The organism is Thioalkalivibrio sulfidiphilus HL-EbGr7 (assembly GCF_000021985.1).
Classification (GTDB): Bacteria; Pseudomonadota; Gammaproteobacteria; order Ectothiorhodospirales; family Ectothiorhodospiraceae; genus Thioalkalivibrio_A; species Thioalkalivibrio_A sulfidiphilus.
Genome location: NC_011901.1, coordinates 2,797,831 through 2,813,013, shown reverse-complemented (window position 1 = coordinate 2,813,013; position 15,183 = coordinate 2,797,831). Strand labels below are relative to the sequence as shown.

At 65.7% G+C, this 15,183-nt stretch carries 17 protein-coding genes and 2 pseudogenes; 14 read left to right on the top strand and 5 right to left on the bottom strand.

The window, feature by feature from the left end:
• Positions 1–40: 40 nt before the first annotated feature.
• The 12 genes and pseudogenes from TGR7_RS13435 (at position 41) to TGR7_RS13375 (ending at position 9,474) form a co-directional block, all read left to right on the top strand.
• A complete protein-coding gene (locus TGR7_RS13435) occupies positions 41–331 on the top strand; it encodes a nucleotidyltransferase family protein (RefSeq protein ID WP_012639222.1) in 291 nt (96 codons plus the stop codon).
• Positions 328–687, top strand: a complete 360-nt coding sequence (locus TGR7_RS13430) for a HepT-like ribonuclease domain-containing protein (protein ID WP_012639221.1) — start codon at positions 328–330, stop codon at positions 685–687. Before TGR7_RS13435 ends, TGR7_RS13430 begins: the two co-directional genes overlap by 4 nt.
• A 22-nt stretch (positions 688–709) precedes the next feature.
• Positions 710–1,105, top strand: a complete 396-nt coding sequence (locus TGR7_RS13425) for a hypothetical protein (protein WP_012639220.1) — start codon at positions 710–712, stop codon at positions 1,103–1,105.
• Between the two features lie 239 nt (positions 1,106–1,344).
• Positions 1,345–1,875: a Na+/H+ antiporter subunit E gene (locus TGR7_RS13420; protein WP_012639219.1), complete on the top strand. Its 531-nt coding sequence runs from the start codon at positions 1,345–1,347 to the stop codon at positions 1,873–1,875.
• Positions 1,872–2,141, top strand: coding sequence for an MrpF/PhaF family protein (locus TGR7_RS13415; protein ID WP_012639218.1), 270 nt, complete (start codon positions 1,872–1,874; stop codon positions 2,139–2,141). Before TGR7_RS13420 ends, TGR7_RS13415 begins: the two co-directional genes overlap by 4 nt.
• Positions 2,134–2,427, top strand: coding sequence for a cation:proton antiporter (locus TGR7_RS13410; RefSeq protein WP_012639217.1), 294 nt, complete (start codon positions 2,134–2,136; stop codon positions 2,425–2,427). Before TGR7_RS13415 ends, TGR7_RS13410 begins: the two co-directional genes overlap by 8 nt.
• Positions 2,424–3,358: pseudogene (locus TGR7_RS13400) on the top strand (hydrogenase subunit MbhD domain-containing protein). Before TGR7_RS13410 ends, TGR7_RS13400 begins: the two are co-directional and overlap by 4 nt.
• A gap of 149 nt (positions 3,359–3,507) precedes the next feature.
• Positions 3,508–3,828 (top strand): annotated as a pseudogene (locus TGR7_RS13395) (NADH-quinone oxidoreductase subunit K); the annotation flags it as partial.
• Positions 3,829–3,830: 2 nt separating this feature from the next.
• Positions 3,831–5,270: a complex I subunit 5 family protein gene (locus tag TGR7_RS13390; protein ID WP_012639213.1), complete on the top strand. Its 1,440-nt coding sequence runs from the start codon at positions 3,831–3,833 to the stop codon at positions 5,268–5,270.
• Entirely contained in the window at positions 5,267–6,778 is a 1,512-nt protein-coding gene (locus TGR7_RS13385) for a complex I subunit 5 family protein (protein WP_012639212.1), read from the top strand. The genes TGR7_RS13390 and TGR7_RS13385 overlap by 4 nt, the downstream gene beginning before the upstream one ends.
• The gene (locus TGR7_RS13380) at positions 6,775–8,445 is read left to right on the top strand and encodes a complex I subunit 5 family protein (RefSeq protein WP_012639211.1); all 1,671 of its coding nucleotides are present in this window, start codon (positions 6,775–6,777) and stop codon (positions 8,443–8,445) included. The genes TGR7_RS13385 and TGR7_RS13380 overlap by 4 nt, the downstream gene beginning before the upstream one ends.
• Before the next feature lie 264 nt (positions 8,446–8,709).
• The gene (locus TGR7_RS13375; protein WP_012639210.1) at positions 8,710–9,474 is read left to right on the top strand and encodes a sulfite exporter TauE/SafE family protein; all 765 of its coding nucleotides are present in this window, start codon (positions 8,710–8,712) and stop codon (positions 9,472–9,474) included.
• Between the two features lie 86 nt (positions 9,475–9,560).
• Here the strand turns inward: TGR7_RS13375 and TGR7_RS13370 are convergent, their stop codons facing one another.
• The 4 genes from TGR7_RS13370 to TGR7_RS17815 all read right to left on the bottom strand — a co-directional run bounded on the left by TGR7_RS13370 (position 9,561) and on the right by TGR7_RS17815 (position 12,611).
• Positions 9,561–10,886 (bottom strand): TRAP transporter large permease, encoded by a 1,326-nt coding sequence (locus tag TGR7_RS13370; protein ID WP_012639209.1) that lies wholly within the window; start codon positions 10,884–10,886, stop codon positions 9,561–9,563.
• On the bottom strand, positions 10,876–11,433 hold the full coding sequence (locus TGR7_RS13365) for a TRAP transporter small permease subunit (RefSeq protein WP_012639208.1): 558 nt from the start codon (positions 11,431–11,433) through the stop codon (positions 10,876–10,878). Before TGR7_RS13365 ends, TGR7_RS13370 begins: the two co-directional genes overlap by 11 nt.
• Before the next feature lie 63 nt (positions 11,434–11,496).
• Entirely contained in the window at positions 11,497–12,504 is a 1,008-nt protein-coding gene (locus TGR7_RS13360; protein WP_012639207.1) for a TRAP transporter substrate-binding protein, read from the bottom strand.
• A complete protein-coding gene (locus TGR7_RS17815) occupies positions 12,501–12,611 on the bottom strand; it encodes a twin-arginine translocation signal domain-containing protein (RefSeq protein ID WP_245522988.1) in 111 nt (36 codons plus the stop codon). The genes TGR7_RS13360 and TGR7_RS17815 overlap by 4 nt, the downstream gene beginning before the upstream one ends.
• A 284-nt stretch (positions 12,612–12,895) precedes the next feature.
• On the opposite strand from TGR7_RS17815, the gene TGR7_RS13355 reads away from it, so the two are divergent.
• Both TGR7_RS13355 and TGR7_RS13350 read left to right on the top strand, forming a co-directional pair.
• Positions 12,896–13,156, top strand: a complete 261-nt coding sequence (locus TGR7_RS13355) for a CBU_0592 family membrane protein (RefSeq protein ID WP_012639206.1) — start codon at positions 12,896–12,898, stop codon at positions 13,154–13,156.
• Positions 13,153–14,472 (top strand): YhjD/YihY/BrkB family envelope integrity protein, encoded by a 1,320-nt coding sequence (locus TGR7_RS13350; RefSeq protein WP_012639205.1) that lies wholly within the window; start codon positions 13,153–13,155, stop codon positions 14,470–14,472. Before TGR7_RS13355 ends, TGR7_RS13350 begins: the two co-directional genes overlap by 4 nt.
• A 92-nt stretch (positions 14,473–14,564) precedes the next feature.
• Here TGR7_RS13350 and TGR7_RS13345 read toward each other — a convergent pair whose 3' ends face one another.
• Complete coding sequence (locus tag TGR7_RS13345; protein ID WP_012639204.1) at positions 14,565–14,987, bottom strand: SRPBCC family protein; 423 nt, start codon at positions 14,985–14,987, stop codon at positions 14,565–14,567.
• Positions 14,988–15,183 lie beyond the last annotated feature (196 nt).

Sequence of the window (15,183 nt, the reverse complement as noted above, 5' to 3'; positions counted from 1 at the left end):
GTTGGCTGTTGCATGGGCTTGAATCATGCTGGAGTGCAAAATGTTGCTTGACGAGATCCGTTCAAACAAATCCTCCATCGTTGCGCTGGGTGAGCAATTCGGCGCGCGGCACATACGTGTCTTTGGCTCCGTGGCCCGGGGTGAAGAGCGCCCGGACAGCGATGTGGATTTCCTGGTGGAATTCCCCCGAGGCTATGACCTGTTCGAACAAAGACTGCCATTGACGGACCGCTTGTCTCATTTGCTGGGTCGCCGCGTGGAAGTGGTGCCGGAGCACGAGCTCAATCGCCACATCCGCGAACAGGTACTTAAAGAGGCCGTGGATTTGTGACCAAACCCTGGCAGCCCTATGCGCGTCATATTCTCGATGCCATTGCGAAGATTCATCGCATCGAGGCGCGTGGTGATCTGACTCAGGACGAGGTCCTCTATGATGCCGCGTTGCGCAATCTGCAAACCTTGTCCGAGGCGACTCAGTTGTTGCCGGAGGATAAGAAGGCAGCTTATCCGGATATTCCCTGGCGGGAAATCATTGGGTTCCGCAATATCCTGGTGCACAACTATCTGGGTGAAATTGACCCACTGACCGTCATGACGGTCGTCAGTCGACACCTGGCATCACTGGAAGCAGCCGTACGAGCCATGCTGGAGAATGAGCCAGACTCACCTTCTGGTGAGTGTTCTTGATTCAGGGAGTGGAGAAAAGCATATGGGCAAAACGATCGGCCGCGTATTCGTTCTTGCCTCCCTGAGCTATCTCTTTCTTATCATTCTTTTCGGTGCGATCTTCCAGGTACTGGATCCGGGTTCTGCAGGTGGGGTCGGGTACGCGACACCATTCCTGTGGTGTATCGCAGCCGTGCTAGCTGCAAACGTTTTCTTCAAATTCAATGGCAGGGATTTCTCGAATCAGGAAAGGCGATTCCTTCTTGGCACGTTGTTGGCATTCAATGCCCTGATCTACGCTGTCTCGCTCATTTCAACAGCAACTCTCAGCCTCGGGGTCGATGAGGCAATTGTGCTCACACTGTCGTTCTGGCTTGACGGCCTGGTGCTGTTCCTGACCCTGAAGTACGCATGGGCATTTTATGTTTACGGGAATTGATGCCCGCCAATGAGCTCGAAGGTGAGCCCTCCCCGCGTCCCTGCGCCTGAGCGAGAGAACTTTTTCTCAGGTGATCACACAAATAGCCTGATGCCCTCGCACAGACATCAGGGGGCAGGGTTGTCATTCATATGCCTTTCCACCGTGTCTCCGTGTCCCCGTGAGAGGATCGCCTTTCGGGGTTGCCGGTCCTGGCGGCTGACGCACCCCTGACGGGCTCTGTTACGCTTAATCAATCTATGGATACCCTCTCCACAGGACGTTTGAGTCGGCGCGCGGCACGGGCGAGGCGCTTTGCCATCACCCTGGTGCTGGCGGCGCTGCTGTGGTGGGTGCTGGCAGGCCATGCCTCGCTGCTCTCGCCCCTGGCCTGGCTCGCGATCCTGGGCGCGGCCGTCTCCACCCTGTTCCTGCCCCTGGGCCGACCCTTCCGCCTGAGTCTCTCGGCGCTGCCGGGTTTCGCCGTGTATTTCCTGAGCGCCTCGGTGGCCGGCGGCGTGGACGTGGCGCGCCGGGCCCTGTCGCCCGCCATGCCGCTCAAGCCCGGCTTCGTCTCCTACACCACCGAGCTGCCCCACGGTGCGGCGCTCACCTTCTTCATGGCGGTCATCAGCCTGTTGCCCGGCACCCTGAGCGTGCGCCTGGAGGGGCGTCTGCTCACGGTGCACGTACTGGATACCCGGCTGCCGATCGAGACTTCCCTGTCGGACCTGGAAGGTCACATCACCCGGGTGTTCATCATGGCACCAAGGCCGGGAGGGGCCGCATGAGCGGATTCCTGCTGGCCTCGGCCCTGTTCCTGCTGATCACCATCGCCGCGGGCATGGTGCGTGTGCTGCGCGGGCCCACCGACAGCGATCGCATGCTCGCGGCACAGCTGTTCGGCACCACCGGCGTGGCCATCCTGCTGCTGCTTGGCGAGGCCCTGGCCATGCCGGCGCTGGTGGATGTGGCCCTGGTGTTCGCGCTGCTCGCGGCGGTGGCCACGGTGGCCTTCGTGCGCCAGCGGGGCGGGCGGGAGACCGGAAATGATTGATGTGCTCAGCATCCTGCTCATCGCCGCGGGCCTGGTGTTCTTCGCCGCCGGCACGGCGGGCCTGTTGCGCTTCCCCGATGTCTACACCCGGCTGCACGCGCTCACCAAGGCGGACAACCTGGGTCTGGGTCTGGTGGTGCTGGGCCTGCTGATCCGTGCCGATGCCCTGGCGCCCATGTTCAAACTGGTGCTGGTCTGGGCCCTGGTGTTGGTGGCCGGGGCGGCGGCCTGTCACCTGGTGGCCCAGCGGGCCTGGACCCGGCTGGATGGGGAAGACCGGTCGTGAGCGCCTGGCTGTGGGCCTTCGACGCCGTGCTGCTGCTCACCCTGGTGTGGGTGGCCTGGCGCGTGCTGGCGCACCGGGAAGGGGAACTGTTCCGGGCGGTGGTGCTGTTCATCGCCTTCGGGCTGCTGCTGGCCGTGGCCTGGGTGCGCCTGAAGGCACCCGACATCGCCCTTGCGGAGGCGGCCATCGGCGCGGGGGTGACCGGGGCGCTGCTGCTGGTGACGCTCGGTCGGCTGAAGCGGCCTGCAGACCCTGAAACCGGGCGGGAGAAGGGCTCGTGACCCGAGCCGCGTCCCTGGCTTGCGGCGTGTTCGCGCTGCTCATCGGCGGGCTGCTCGCCGCCGTGCTCCTGCCCCTGCCGGATAACGCCGGTCTGCGCGCGCCGGTCAGTGAACACATGCACGTCTCTGGCGTGGACCACCCGGTGACCGCCGTACTGCTCAACTTCCGCGCCTACGACACCTTCCTGGAACTGGGTGTGCTGCTGCTGGCGGTACTGGGTGCCTGGTCCCTGGGGCGGCACACGCCCCTGCCGGCCCGTCCGGTGCCCGGCCCGGTGATGCCCGGCACCATTCGCCTGCTGGTCCCCGTGGCGGTGGTGATCGGCGTGTACCTGCTGTGGGCCGGCAGTCACGCCCCGGGCGGCGCCTTCCAGGCGGGGGCGGTGCTGGGCGCGGCCGGGGTGCTGTGGGTGTTGTCCCGGCCCCGGGACCTGCCCGCCCCGCCACCGCCCCTGCTGCGTCTAGGTCTGGCGGTCGGCGCCGTGCTGTTTCTCGCCGTGGGAGTTGCGGGCCTGCTGCTCGGATTCGGGTTCATGGGCTATGCGCCGGGGCAGGCCTACGTGTTCATTCTGCTCATCGAGACGGCGGCCACGGTGTCCATTGCGCTGACCCTGGTGGCCTTGTTTCTGGGCGGGGCGCCTGAAAAGTGAGAAGTGGGAATTGGGATGTGGGAAATGAAGGGCGAAATGTGAATTTGGAGGTGCGAAGTGAATAACGGTTTGCGAACTGAGATGACTTCACGAAAGCAAATTCATGACCCTGCGGTTTCGGGGTTGTGGACCTTTCTTCCCACTTCCAAATTCTTACTTCGCAATTGATCCCTCTCTACCTCATCGGCGGCGCCGCGCTGTTCGCCCTGGGCCTCTACGCCCTGGTGGTGCGCCGTCACCTGGTCCTCAAGGTGCTGGCCCTGAACGTCATGGGTTCCGGGGTGTTCATGGTGCTGCTGGCACTGGCGGCCCGGGGTGGGGCACAGCCGGACGCCGTGCCCCATGCCCTGGTGCTCACCGGTATTGTCGTCGCGGTGAGCGCCACGGCCTTCGCCCTGGCCCTGATCCTGCGGGTGAAGGCGGTCACCGGGCGGGCCTATCTGCCTGAGCGCAACGGGGACGATCCAGCGTGATGTTCGCCACGGGACTCGACTGGGCCGCCTGGGCGGTGGCCGTGCCGCTGGTGGGCGCGCTCCTGGCCGGGCTGCTGCCCCGGCTGGGACCTGTGCTGGGTCTGGTGTTTTCCCTGCTCACCGCGCTGGCCGTGGCCGGCGCGGTGATGGCTGTCTGGCACGAGGGGCCGGTGCGCGCGGGTCTCGGCGGCTGGGATGTGCCCCTCGGCATCGCCCTGTCCCTGGACGGGCTCGCCGCGCTGATGCTCGCCATGACCGCCGTGGTCGGGCTCGCTGTCAGCATCTATGCCCTGGGGTACCTGCACAGCTCGCAGACGCGCGGCAAGTTCTGGACCCTGTGGCTGTGGCTCTGGGCGTCCATGAATGCCCTGTTTCTCTCCGGGGACGTGTTCAACATCTACGTGACCCTGGAGCTGGTGGGGCTCGCGGCGGTGGCGCTCACCGCGCTCTCGGGGGGCGCGGCGGCCCTGGGTGCGGCCATGCGCTACCTGCTGGTGAGCCTGCTAGGCTCGCTGGCCTATCTCATGGGCGTGGCGCTGCTCTATGGCGGCTACGGGGTGCTGGACCTGGCGGCCCTGGGCGCGGCCATGGAACCGGACAAGGTCTCGCGCCTGGCGGCCGTGCTCATGACCGTGGGGCTGTTGATGAAGACGGCCCTGTTTCCCCTGCACGTCTGGCTGCCGCCGGCCCACGGCAGCGCGCCGGCACCGGTCAGCGCGGTGCTCTCGGCGCTGGTGGTGAAGGCCTCCTTCTATCTCATTCTGCGCCTGTGGCTGGACGTGTTTCCCGCGCTCACCGTGCCGGGCTTTGAGCTGTTCATGGGGGCGCTGGGGGCCGGTGCCCTGTTGTGGGGTTCGGTACTGGCCCTGCGCGCGGCGCGGCTCAAGCAGGTGGTGGCCTATTCCACCGTGGCGCAGCTGGGTTACCTGTTCCTGGTGTTTCCGCTCATGGCGGTAACGCCCGGGGCCTGGCAGGCGGTGGTGTTCTTCGCCCTGGCCCATGCCTGCGCCAAGGCCACGGTGTTCCTGGCCGCCGGCAGCCTGCAGCAGGCCGCCGGACACGACCGGCTGGCGCAACTGGGCGCCGTGATGCGCAAGGAACCGGTGACCGTGTTTGCCTTCGGCATCGCCGGTGCGAGCCTGGTGGGACTGCCGCTCACCGGCGGCTTCATTGCCAAGTGGCTGCTCGTGGATGCGGCGCTGCAGGGGCATGCCTGGGGCTGGGCATCGCTGGTGCTGGCCGGCGGCTTGCTGGCCGGGGGCTACGTCTTCCGTGTGCTGGGCCATGCCTTCGGGCGCGGTCCGGTAGACCCGGATCACCGCCCGGTGCCGGCCGTGATGGTCTGGTCGACCCTGGTGCTGGCCCTGGTCTCCGTGGCCCTGGGGTTTGCCGGTGCTGCCAGCCTTGAGCTCCTGGCGTTGCATGGAGGCCAGACATGAACTCGTCCTGGTTGCTGATCTTCATCCTGATGAGCTCCCTGGTGCCGGGGCTGCTGATCTTCTTCCTGCGCGAGGAGAGCCATGGCCTGCGCACGGCGCTCAACCTGGGTGGCGCGGGTCTGAAACTGATCCTGGTCGGATACCTGCTGCTGGGGGTGCAGCGGGGTGATGTTTACGAACTGCGGGCGGTGTTGCTGCCCGGCGTGGAACTGGTGCTGGCGGCAGATTCCCTGTCGCTGCTGTTCGCCACCCTGTCCTCGCTGCTCTGGTTCGTGACCACCATCTACGCGGTGGGTTACCTGGAGGGCTCTCCCAACCGCAGCCGCTTCTTCGGTTTTTTCAGCCTGTGCGTGAGCGCCACGGTGGGCATTGCCTTCTCCGGCAACCTCATCACCTTCCTGATCTTTTACGAGATCCTGACACTGGCCACCTGGCCCCTGGTGGTGCACCGGGGCACCGCCCAGTCCCTGCGCGCCGGGCGAATCTATCTCGCCTACACCCTGGCCGGCGGCGCGCTGCTGCTGGCTGCCATGGTCTGGCTGGCGCTGCTGGCCGGCTCCGGGGACTTCAAACCCGGCGGCTATCTCATGGGTCTTGAGCAGGAATTCCCGACCCAGCTGAAGCTCATCTTCGCCATGCTGGTGGCGGGTTTCGGGGTGAAGGCGGCGCTGGTGCCGCTGCACAGCTGGCTGCCCCGGGCCATGGTGGCGCCGGCGCCGGTGAGCGCCTTGCTGCACGCGGTGGCGGTGGTCAAGGCCGGCGCCTTCGGCATCGTGCGCGTGGTGGATGACGTCTACGGTCTCACCCTGGTGCTGGAGCTGGGGCTCGATCTGCCGCTCATGGCGCTCGCGGTGATCACCATCGTCTACGGTTCCGTGCGCGCCCTGTTCGCCGATGACATCAAGCGCCGGCTGGCGTTTTCCACCGTCAGCCAGGTCTCCTACATCGTGCTGGGGGTGGCGCTCGCCGGTCCTCTCGGGGCGGTGGGCGGCCTGGTGCACCTGGTGCACCAGGGGCTGATGAAGATCACCCTGTTCTTCTGCGCCGGCAACTTCGCCGAGACCCTGCACATCCACAAGGTCAGTGAGCTCAAGGGGGTGGGGCGGCGCATGCCGCTGACCATGCTGGCCTTCACCCTCGGCGCCCTGGGCATGATCGGTGCGCCGCCGCTGGCCGGGTTCATCAGCAAGTGGTACCTGGGGCTCGGTGCCCTGCAGATGGAGCAGCACTGGGTGCTCGCGGCCCTGGTGGTGAGCAGCCTGCTCAACGCCGCCTACTTCCTGCCGCCGGTGATCCGCGGCTGGTTCGGCCGGCGCGAGGAACCCTGGCACGACGAGCACATGAAACATCATCGCTTCGAGACCCACTGGATGCTGCTGGGTCCGACCCTGTTCGTCGCGGCCGTCGCCGTGGCGGCCGGGGTGCTGGCGGGCATGCCCTACAGTCCCCTGGACTGGGTGAGCCTGATCGTGGAGCGTGAGTACGCGCCCACGGGGGGTGGCCTGTGACCGCCGCGCTGCTGCTCGCCGTGCCCTTGCTGCCCCTGCTGCTGGCGGCGCTGGTGCCGTGGCGGGGCATGACCCGGCTGCAATGGCTGACGCCGCTGGCGGTGCTGCCCGGGCTCGCCGTGGTCCTGTTCCTGCCGGATGGCAGCCACGCCAGCTACTCCTGGCTGATCATGGGCATGGACCTGCAGCTGGATGCCACCGGGCGGGTATTCCTGCTGTTGACCACCCTGCTGTGGGGGGCGGCTGGTCTCTATGGTCTGGGTTACCTGCGTGGCCAGGACCACACGTCCAGGTACCACCTGTTCTTCCTGCTGGCCATGTCCGGCAACCTGGGCCTGGTGCTGGCCGCCGATGCCATGGGTTTTTACCTGTTCTTCGCGCTGATGAGCCTGTCCTCCTACGGGCTGGTGGTGCATGCCGGGGGCGACGCGGTCTATCGCGCCGGACGCATCTACCTGATCATGGCGGTGGTCGGCGAGCTGCTGCTGTTCGCGGGCCTGGTGCTGCATGTCTCCGCGGCAGGCGGCTACCACTTCAGCCTGATGGCGGCCACGCCCCTGCAACCCGTCACGGCCGCCCTGCTGCTCATCGGCTTCGGGATCAAGGCGGGTCTGATCCCCCTGCACGTGTGGCTGCCCCTGGCCCACCCGGCGGCGCCCACGCCGGCCAGCGCGGTGCTCTCCGGGGCCATGATCAAGGCGGGCCTGCTGGGCTGGCTGCGCCTGTTGCAGCTGGAGGGGCCCGGTTGGGAGGCCATGGGCTGGTTGCTGGTGACACTGGGGCTTGCGGGCGCCTTCCTCGCCGCGCTGGTGGGTGTGCTCCAAAGCCGCCCCAAGACCATCCTGGCCTACTCCAGCATCAGCCAGATGGGTTTGATGATCTGCGGCGTGGGACTGATCTTCCTGCTGCCCGATCTCGGCGACCTGCTGCTGGCGGCGGTGGTGCTCTATGCCCTGCACCACGGGCTTGCCAAGGGCGCGCTGTTCCTCGGCGTCGGCATCGTGGAGCGCAATCGTGCGCCCTGGGTCCTGGCGGTGCTGGCCTTGCCCGCCCTGGCCCTGGCCGGACTGCCCTGGACCAGCGGGGCCCTGGCCAAGCAGTCGCTCAAGTCCCCCCTGTATGAGGCGCTCCCGGCCTGGGCAGGCACGGTGGAGTCGCTGCTGACCCTGGCCGCCGTGGGCACCACCCTGCTCATGGCCCGTTTCCTGTGGTGTCTGTGGATCAAGGGCGCAGCCAGGCCGGGCCACCTGCCCTGGCAGATGTGGATGCCCTGGCTGGTGTTGTCATTCGCGGCCCTGGTCCTGCCCTGGGTCTGGGTGGGGCAGGCGGGTCCGGCCTGGTCCCTGATCTGGCCCTTGTCCCTGGGCGTTGTGCTGTCCCTGGCGGGTCTGCTGGCCTGGCGTGGCCGGCGGGTGCCGCAGGTGCCGGAGGGGGATGTGCTGTTGCCGGTGGAAGGCCTGGCACGCTGGCTGGCACGCACCGTCCGGTCCGCGCCCCGCCTCTGGCAGACCGCCGGTGACGGCCCCGCCCGTGCCCGCCTGCGCCTGGCCTGGCGCCGCACCCGTCAAGGCGCGGCGCGTCTGGAGGCGGGCCTGGGTCGCTGGGAGACCGTGGGCATCGTCTTCATGGCGCTGCTGGTGGGGGTGTTCGTGAGTCTGTGGGTTTGAGGGTGCTTGAAGGCGTTTAGCCACAGAGGACACAGAGGTCACAGAGAAAAAACCAAACGGCAAAACATGGGTCTCTCGCAAAGACGCGAAGCCGCAAAGAGAACTTTTTAAATGATCTTTTGTTTACTTCGCGACTTTGCGTCTTCGCGAGAGAAATGAGTTTTTTCTCTGTGTCCTCTGTGCCCTCTGTGGCTAAAACATCACAGCCCCCGCAAGCAGCCATGACAGGGTATCCTTAGCGATTTCCCACGTGCCCCTGTCCACATGCCGTTAGATCCGCTCAATATCCTCGTCATCTCTCTCGCCGCCCTGGTGGCCGGCGCCATCAACGCGCTGGCGGGCGGCGGCAGTTTTCTGACCCTGCCTGCCCTGGTGTTCACGGGCGTGCCGCCGGTGGCGGCCAATGCCACGGGCACGGCGGCGCTGTTGCCCGGGTATCTGGCCAGTGCCTGGAGCTACCGGGACCTGATCCGTGCGCCGGGCATCGGCCTGTCGGTAACGGCTGTGGTGGTGCTGGGCACCCTGGGCGGGGCGCTGGGCGCGACCCTGCTCCTGTTCACCTCCAACGAGGCCTTCCGGGTGATCGTGCCGTGGCTGCTGTTGTTCGCCACCCTGCTGTTCGCCTTCGGCTCACGCATCCACGCCCTGCTGTCCCGCCGCGCCTCGGCGGGCAGGGGTGGTTTCTGGGGGAAGCTGGGGATCGTGGGTGTATGCGGCTACGGCGGTTATTTCAACGGCGGCATGGGCATCGTCATGCTGGCCATGTTCCGCCTGCTGGGGGTGAAGGATCTGAACGTGGCCAACGGCCTGAAGAACCTGCTCTCGGCGGTGCTGACCCTGATCGCGGTGCTGATCTACGCCGCCGGCGGGGTGATCTCCTGGCCCGAGACCGTGCCCATGGCCATCGCCGCCACCGTGGGCGGCATCGTCGGCGCCTGGATCGGCCGGGCCATCCCGCCGCAACTGCTGCGCAACGGCATCGTGGTGGTGGGCGCCATCACCACGGTGCTGTTCTTCCTGGATATTTGAGGGGCGAATTCAAAATTCAAAATTCAAAGGGTAATCGCGGCCTCCCCCGTTGAATTTTGAACTTTGAATGTTGAATTGCCTTCAACTCACCAGCCAATGGCCTGCGGCAGCCACAGGGTGATGGCCGGGAACAGGATGATCAGGCCCAGGGCGACGATCTGGATGATCACGAAGGGCACGGCGCCCTTGTAGATGTGCGCGGTGGTGATGCCTTTCGGCGCCACCCCCTTCATGAAGATCAGTGACCAGCCGAAGGGGGGCGTGAGGAAGGAGGTCTGCAGGTTCATGGCGATCAGGATCGCGATCCACACCATGGAGAACTCCGGTACCCCGGCCAGGAAGGGCAGGAACAGGGGCACCACGATGAAGGTGATCTGGATCCACTCCAGGAAGAAACCCAGCAGGAAGATCAGCAGCATCATGAACAGCAGGGTGCCCATGGGGCCGCCGGGCACGAAGTCCACCATGGCCTCGATCAGGAACTCGCCGTCCAGGCCCCGGAAGGCCAGGGCGAATACCTGGGAGGCGATCAGCACGAAGAACACCATGGCGGTGATGCGCACCGAGACCATCACCGCCTCGATGAAGGTCTTGCGTTCCAGGCGGCCCATCAGGGCGGCCACCACCACGGCGCCCACGGCACCCACGGCGGCGGCCTCGGTGGGGGCGGCGATGCCGCCGATGATGGAGCCGAGCACCGCCAGCACCAGGGCGAGCGGCGGCAGCACCGAGGTGACCAGGTCCTTCAGCAACTGCACCGTGCTCACCTGGGCCCGCTCCTCGGCGTCGATGGCGGGCACGTCGGCGGAATTCCACCAGGCCAGGGCCAGCAGGTAGACCACGTACAGGCCGGCGAGCATCAGGCCGGGGATCAGGGCGGCGGCGAACAGGCTGCCGACGGACAGGTTCATGGTGTCCGCCAGTACCAGCAGCACCAGGCTGGGCGGAATGATCTGGCCGAGCGTTCCCGAGGCGCAGATGGTGCCGCAGGCCACGGACTTCTTGTAGCCGCGTCGCAGCAGGGTGGGCAGGGCCATGAGGGTGAGGGTGACGATGGCCGCGCCCACGATGCCCGTGGCCGCGCCCATCAGCACGCCCACCAGGATCACCGCCAGGGCCATGCCGCCGGGCAGGCCGCCGGCGGCATGACCGATCACATCCAGCATGCGTTCCGCTACCCGGGTCTTGTCCAGCATCACCCCCATGAACACGAACAGCGGGATGGCCAGCAGGGTGTAGTTGGTGATGGTGCCGAAGATGCGTGAGGGCAGCAGCTCGAACAGCCAGCCGTCGAAACCGATGAAGCCGAACACGAAGCCTACCGCGGCGATGGCGAAGGCCACCGGCATGCCGGTCAGTACCAGCACGAAGAAGGCCACCACCATCATCAGGGCGATGTACTCAAGCGGCATGGCGCGGATTCTCCTTGTCGTTGCGGGACGGCGTGCGGTAATGGAACACCAGCTTGCGCGCAGCGCGCAGGGCCTGGCGCAGGGCCTCGGCGATGATCAGCACGAAGCCGATGAGGATCATCATCTTGGGCAGGAACAGCCAGGGCATGCCGCCGGGGTTGGGCGAGCCCTCGTTGCGGGTGTAGGAGACCATCATGTAGTCCCAGCCGTAGAAGATCATCAGCGCGGAGACGGGCAGGGCGACCAGCACCATGGTGAGCAGGTCGAGCCACAGTTTCCCGACGCGGCTGAAGTTGTGAGAGAAGATGTCCACCCGCACGTGTTCGTCGTAGCGCATGGCGTAGGAGATGCCGGTCATCACCGACAGGGACAGCAGGTACCACTCCAGTTCCTGCAACCACATGGCGCCCATGCCCAGGGCATAGCGGGCGAACATGTTGGAGAAGATGAGCAGGATCATCAGCACCATGGCAATGCCCGAGATCCAGCCGGAGAAACTCGTGATCCAGTTCAGGCCCCGTTCAAGGCCCAGTGTCAGTCGTAACATGGAATTCCCCGACCGGGGCGGGCGGTGACGCCCGCCCCGGTTGCCAAGGGTTTAGGGAATGGCTCAGCTCAGGATTTCCCGGCCCAGGTCGCGGATCTGGGTCTGGAACATGGTCTCCGAGTTGGCCTGCCAGCGGTCGTGCTTGGCCTTGAACTTGAAGTAGCTCTCGTGGACCTTCTTCACCAGCGGATCCCGGTTGGCCTGGGTGGTGAGGATGTCCTTGGTGGCCTCCAGCAGGGCCTTGATGACGTCATCGGGCAGCGGGCGGAAGTTCACGCCATGGTTGTTGATGAGGTCGTCCAGGGCGTCCGCGTTGCGGGCCTCCAGGGTGGTGTGGGAGGTGATGTTACAGGCCGCGGCGCAGTTGCGCATGATGGCCTTGAGGTCGTTGGGCAGGGAGTCCCAGGCGGCCCGGTTGACCACCACCTCGGTGCTGGTGGCGGGCTCGTGCCAGCCGGAGGAGTAGTAGTTCTTGGCGGCGTTGTGCAGACCCAGCTCACGGTCGGAGTAGGGGCCCACCCATTCCACGGCGTCGATGGCACCACGCTCCAGGGCGGCGAACAGCTCACCACCGGGCAGCAGGCGGGGGTTGGCGCCGATGGCCCGGTAGATGTCACCGGCCAGGCCGGGCATGCGGATGTTCAGGCCGCGGAAGTCGGCCAGGCTCTCCACCGGGCGGCGGAACCAGCCCACCGGCTGCACGCCGGTGCAGCCCACCACCAGGGGCACCAGGTTGAAGGGACGGTACACCTCTTCATACAGCTCGTAGCCGCCGCCCTCGTTGAGCCAGGCGTTGTGGCCCTGGAAGGTCATGCCGAAGGGCACGGTGGTGAAGTACTGGGCGGCGAAGGACTTGTTGGCCCAGTAGTAGGCGCAGCCGTGGTTGAGCTGCACCTGGCGGCCGGCGGAGGCGGCATCGAAGCCCTCGAAGGCGGGTACCAGCTCACCGGCGGAGTACACGCGGATGCGGATGCGGCCGTTGGACATCTCCTCCACCCGGCGGGCGAAGTCGGTGGCGCTGCCGGGGCCGGCCTGGAAGAAGGGCAGACCGGCGGGCCAGGTGGTGGTCATGCGCCAGTTGAAGCGCTCCTGGGCCTTGACGATGGCGGGGCACCGACGATGGCGGCACCGGCGGCCGCGGCGGTACCTTTCAGAAAATCACGACGCTTGATGGACATGTGAGTGATTCCTCCGACTGTGTATCAGTTTTATTCTCAGACCGCCGGGAGGCGGGCCGGTTTTTCGACGCCGGAATGGGGTCCGGGTTCCGTTCAGCCGCGCAGCTTGGCTGAATCAATGAGTCTAGCAGGCCGCGTGGCGCTGCATCCACAGGACATGGGCGCGGGCGCCTGCCCCTGCAGGCTGTGGCACACTGTGTTCCGGGGTGACGCATTTGCACCCTGGACGTGTGGGATTTCCGGGGTGAGACGATGATGTTATTCAGGAGACCGGGGGAGGGCCCATGAACTACAGCGTCACGGACCTGATCGGCAACATCGGCGTGGCCATGGTGGTGTTCGCCTATTTCCGCCTGCAGATCGGGCGCTGGGGCTTCCATGACCTGCCCTACCTGCTGTTCAACCTGTGTGGTTCGTCGCTGATCATCGTGTCCCTGGTGTTCGACTTCAATCTCTCCACCATGATCCTGCAGATCTTCTGGATCGGCATCAGCCTGATCGGCCTGATGCACCTCTACCGCAAACGCACGGAGGCCGGCCCATGACCCTCAATGACATCCAGGTCCGCATGCGGGCCGTGCTGGAATACCGGGACCTGCGCAGCCTGCCGCGCTGGAAGCGCCCCCTGATCGGTGCCCTGCGCATCGCCTGGGGCATCGGCCGGGAGGTCACCGAGGGGCAGCTCACCCTGCGGGCCATGAGCCTGGTCTACACCACATTGCTGTCCATGGTGCCCCTGCTGGCCCTGTCGTTTTCCGTGCTCAAGGCCTTCGGGGCTCACAACCAGCTGGAGCCCCTGCTGCTCAGCCTCCTGGAGCCCCTGGGTCCCCAGGGGGTGGAGGTGGCGGAAAACGTCATTGGTTTTGTGGATAACATGCGTGTCGGCGTGCTGGGCTTTATCGGCCTGATATTCCTTATCTATACCGTGATCGCGCTGGTGCAGAAGATCGAGAGCGCCTTCAACTACACCTGGCGCATCAACGGCACCCGGGGCCTGGCCCAGCGTTTCAGCAATTATCTGAGCGTGATCCTGGTGGGTCCGGTGCTGGTGGTCTCGGCCCTGGGGATCACCGCCTCCATCATGGCCACCTCGGTGATGCAGCAGGCCATGGAGGTGCAGCTGCTGGGCGAGGCGGTGCAGCTGGCCGGGCGCATGGTGCCCTACCTGCTGATCATGGGCGCCTTCATGTTCGTCTATGTGTTTGTGCCCAATACCCGGGTGAAGCTCCTGCCCGCCCTGGTGGGCGCCGTGGTGGCGGGTCTGCTCTGGCAGAGCACCGGCTGGATCTTCGCCGCCATGATGGCCGGCTCCACCCGCTACGCGGCCATCTACTCCAGCTTCGCCATCATGATCATGCTGCTCATCTGGATCTACCTGAGCTGGCTGATCCTGCTGATCGGTGCCAACGTGGCCTTCTTCGTCCAGTATCCGGAGTACATGCTGGTGCGTCGCGGGCAGGTGCAGCTCTCCAGCGCCCTGAAGGAGCGCCTGGCCCTGCGGGTGATGAAATCCATCGGCACGCGTTTTCACGAGGGCAGGGGCCCCACGCCTCTGGACGACCTGGCCCATGAACTGGACATGCCCGTGGAGGCCGTGGAGCGGGTCACCGACGCCCTGCGCAAGGCGGGCCTGCTGGTCACCGCCGGTCAGGACCCGGTCAGTTTCGTCCCCGGCCGGGACACCGGCCAGATCACCCTCAAGGCCTGCCTGGACGCCGTGCGCGGCGCCGACAGCACCGTGCCGGGACCCCGGGGGGAGGACGAATCGGTGGACACGCTCATGGAGGCGCTGGATCGGGCACTGGGCGAGCGGCTGGAGGGGGTGACACTGGCGGCGCTTGTTGAGCGCCAGGGGAAGTGAGAAATGTGAATTAGGAAGTGGGAATTTGCGGCTTCATTCTCCTTGCCCATTAAGGCAGGGGGTGAGCTTGAGTTCACTTCGCACTTCCCAATTCACACTTCCGACTTCAAACGCGCTTCCACGCGCCCCACGATCTCCTCGCTGAGCTTGCGCACCAGGGGCGTGGCGGCCTTGTTGACCGCCTTCTCCATGAGCCGGCTCTTCAGGCTGTATTCCAGGCTCAGGGTGATGCGGGTACCGCCTTCCACGGCGCTGAGCCGGTAGCTGCCCTGGTTCCTCACCCCGGTGACCGAGCGCCAGGCCAGGTGTTCGTGAGGCACGCATTCGGTCACCTCCACCTCGAAGCTCATGGCCATGCCCAGGGCCCGCACCTGCCAGCGGTAGCGGTCCTCCCCCAGGGGGATCACCTCCTCCACGGAGTCGGTGTACAGGGCGAAGTCCTCCACCCGGCTGATCAGCGCGAACACCGCCTCGGGGGCGGCGTCGATCTCGACTTCATGTTCGATGACAGGCAAGGGATACCACTCAATTCAAGATTCAAGATTAAAAATTCAAAGGTAAATCATGTGGTTATCTGATTTTTGGCGAGGGGTGGGCATTGGCTTTTCCTTTGAATTTTGAATATTGAATCTTGAATTGCCCGTCCTGCGCCAGCCCTGTCACAAGATTGTCACATTCCGTTCATAAACTTGACACCCGAGCTCCCCATAC